Here is a 3,058-nt window from a genome sequence, read left to right on the forward strand (position 1 = left end):
GGAACGAAGCATCAGTTCTTTGTTCCGATGAAATTCAGATCAAGGAACTGCAAGAAGGTGTCAAGGCACTCAAGATTCTGGAAAATGAAGCATGGACCGAAATCTGGCGTCGGGTGAGGTGATGCGTAATGTGGCAGGAAGTACCCCACCCTGCCACACCACACCATGATCACGCAGCTTCCGGCGTAGTACTGGTCTCTGGAACCGCCTTGGCCCGACGCCAGACCCAACGCATCTTCGACCCCATTCGCATGACGATTCCCCCCGGCTTGGTGGTCAAGGTCTTGTTGAGGGTGAATTCTCCATTGACGTCCATTGCCATCAAATCCACCTCGATCCGACCTGGGCTGGGGATCGACATAACCAAATACGGCACGCAAGCAGTATCGTCCTGACCAAGCAAGGTCCAATTTCCACAGCGACCCTTGGGCTTGGTGATAACTGGGCTAAAATACGTTCTGGCATTCAGGCTGATAGCTTTTGTGTATATTTTATATATATCCACAAATGATGCCTTTGATTTGTAGGTTCCGTCGATCAGCTTGTTGAGATCATCGTAGCTGCTGAATTTGACGGTGTACTCAATGCCATCAATTTCGATAAGTCCGCTGAACTGATACCGTGAACTGAATGCCAGTGATTTATGTCCTTTTTTCGGGATATCTCTTGGTTCTTCCCGAAATACGCAAAAATAGTCGAGTTCATACATGATTATGATGTGTCCTTTGTTTCTGGTTCTCTCCTGAGTTAGTCTATATTGTTGACTAAAAAGTTAGACTTAGTCTATGTTGGTATCCAATATAGACTAGGTCGCACTTTAGCTAATCACGGATTAGCCATATCCAACACCGACAACTCACTCCTTTCGTCTGTCCAAGACCAAGACGCCTGCGGCGTCATGACAAAATGAACAACTCATTTCCTTCGTTGGTCCCAAAACCAAGACGCCTTCGGCGTCATCATGGATTTCAACTCATGTGGTTCAGGTCCAACACCGACAACTCGTTCCCTTCGTTCGTCACAACACCACCCTGCCCCCGGCAGGGGATCAGATCGACTACGCCTATGGCGGCTCATGCCGTTTCATATGGAGTAGCCGAAGGCGTTTCATGGCCTCGACGAAGACATTTTCGAATGGGCTAACATGAATCGGCAATTTGTTTGTTATTTGCTGATAGCAAGTAGTCCCCAGAATATCCAGCTTATATCCATCATGATTGATGTCAGATTAATTCGCCAATTTACTGCACGTGGCTTGTCATCATCTTAATGTGACGCTAAATGCGGTCACCTGTCAGACCTAACAATCTCCGGCGAAGTCCAGCACTGATGCGTCAATGCAGCAACGCATCGCCGTATGTCTGTATGTGTGATTTGATTAATTGGCATCATGTGGCCGTGCGGCCATATCATGAAATATATTAATGCCGCTATATTGGCCTTTATTAATTACGGCCTTATCATGCTTTCAAGGTTAACGTATGGAGGCTATTATGTTGCAGCTTAAGTTCTCGAACGAAAAGAAGGTTCTGGTTTCCGAAGCCCGGAAAAAGACCCCCCGGCAGGTTGTGCTGGATGGCATCCAGAATCAGGTCGAACTGCTGAAGAATCCCGGCTTCACCGTCGAACGGGTTCGCTATTCCAAGGGTGCCGAAAACGGCAACACGCGGCAGAGCATCAGTCGTCCGCCCCAGGCTTGGTTCTGGAAGTCAGCCAACGACGGCACCCTGCTGATGGAGATTCGGTATGGCCGCACCGTGGTGGAACTCCAGGGTCAGGGGATGGCCAACACCGTGATTGCGGGCAAGACCAACGCCGATGCAATCAAAGTGCTGGAGCAGATCGCTACTGCCGTGAAGGCCGGGGAACTCGATGAACCTCTGGAGGCTGCCCGCATCAAGGCGAAGCATCGTCGCGGCAAGTCCGAGTAGCAGATCATCATCGGATTGCGTTACCGGGGCAGGTTGGTAATCAACCTGCCCCGAATGATTCCTACAACCATGTAACCCGCTGATCAGATCAAGTTGACCAGTCGCCGCTGCGAATCCGAATCGAACTCGATGTAACGGGCCGTCATCGCCAAACTGCGATGACCGGCAAGCTGCTGGACATCACGGAGGGAGCCACCGGCCTGCCCAACCTTTCGAGCCGCGTTGGTGACGAACGTCCTTCTTCCCGAATGCGATGAGCAGCCCTGGAACCCGAGGCGATCATAAAGGCGGGTGAACCACGCGACGACGGTGTTCGCCGTCATCCCCACACCGCGTTCGGAAAAAATTACAGGACAATCTGCCCCCCGAATTCCTCGGGCATGCAGATCAACCAGGGCGGCACGCAGTTCACGGTTCAAAGGGATCGACCGACCCGACGCCCGTTTTGTGGCTTTGTCCTCCAGGTGGATGACATCCCCGACCTCGCCGGTCGCGGTCAGCACCATGCTCCATTCGACCATGGCAATTTCCTTGGCTCGAAAACCGGCCTTCACGCTGAGTAGGAACATGACCCGATCACGAACGCCATGCCGTGTCGATGCGAGGTGGGTCAGCACCGTCGAGATTTGGGCAGTCGTCAATGTCTTCGCTTGCCGTCCAGCCATGATCTTCAACTCGCCATAAAATTAAAGCATTAGATAACTTTAAAACGAGTATAGCATCCGCGAATAAATCGGCCAAGGCCACCCCATTGAAAAATATGGAGTAAATAGCAACTCATCATGAAATACCTATTTCATGATGAGTGCGGTTTCTTTCAATTTTGCAGACTATGATTTATTGCTTCGGAGCAAAGCCACGGATGCTGGAATGCACATCATCGACGCGACTGATCAATCAGGCGACCTGGATCAATCCCTCATCATCACGATGCCATGAACTTTCGAACCGGCGACCCAATGGGGTCATGCCTACTGCGTCGGCCAGTTCGTTCGAGAAGATCAGCAATTCGGCACCGACCTTGCCGGTTCCATAGGTCCAGGAAGCAGGGACCATGGCGAACCCTGCATAGAACCACCTTACTGCCGGGGCGTCGTTATATGACAACAACCAGCACCCTGGTCGCG

The 3,058-nt window shown here is 51.4% G+C and carries 3 protein-coding genes and 1 pseudogene; 1 reads left to right on the top strand and 3 read right to left on the bottom strand.

Going from position 1 to position 3,058, the window contains the following annotated elements; translation table 11 throughout:
* Positions 1-169 precede the first annotated feature (169 nt).
* Positions 170-709, bottom strand: coding sequence for a hypothetical protein (locus H261_RS25230; RefSeq protein ID WP_152427084.1), 540 nt, complete (start codon positions 707-709; stop codon positions 170-172).
* 784 nt (positions 710-1,493) lie between these two features.
* Here H261_RS25230 and H261_RS22595 point away from each other — a divergent pair.
* Positions 1,494-1,931, top strand: coding sequence for a hypothetical protein (locus tag H261_RS22595; RefSeq protein ID WP_008622524.1), 438 nt, complete (start codon positions 1,494-1,496; stop codon positions 1,929-1,931).
* Positions 1,932-2,014: 83 nt separating this feature from the next.
* On the opposite strand, the gene H261_RS22600 is transcribed toward H261_RS22595, so the two are convergent.
* Together H261_RS22600 and H261_RS24395 are read right to left on the bottom strand one after the other, a co-directional pair.
* Positions 2,015-2,596, bottom strand: a complete 582-nt coding sequence (locus tag H261_RS22600) for a tyrosine-type recombinase/integrase (protein ID WP_008622526.1) — start codon at positions 2,594-2,596, stop codon at positions 2,015-2,017.
* Positions 2,597-2,828: 232 nt separating this feature from the next.
* Positions 2,829-3,058, bottom strand: a pseudogene (locus H261_RS24395) (DNA adenine methylase); the annotation flags it as partial.

The organism is Paramagnetospirillum caucaseum, assembly GCF_000342045.1.
Taxonomy (GTDB): Bacteria; Pseudomonadota; Alphaproteobacteria; order Rhodospirillales; family Magnetospirillaceae; genus Phaeospirillum; species Phaeospirillum caucaseum.

Bases quoted from the DNA above. Each gene is read 5' to 3' on its own strand.
- H261_RS22600 (WP_008622526.1), bottom strand. From the start codon at position 2,596: ATGGCTGGACGGCAAGCGAAGACATTGACGACTGCCCAAATCTCGACG.
- H261_RS22595 (WP_008622524.1), top strand. From the start codon at position 1,494: ATGTTGCAGCTTAAGTTCTCGAACGAAAAGAAGGTTCTGGTTTCCGAA.
- H261_RS25230 (WP_152427084.1), bottom strand. From the start codon at position 709: ATGTATGAACTCGACTATTTTTGCGTATTTCGGGAAGAACCAAGAGAT.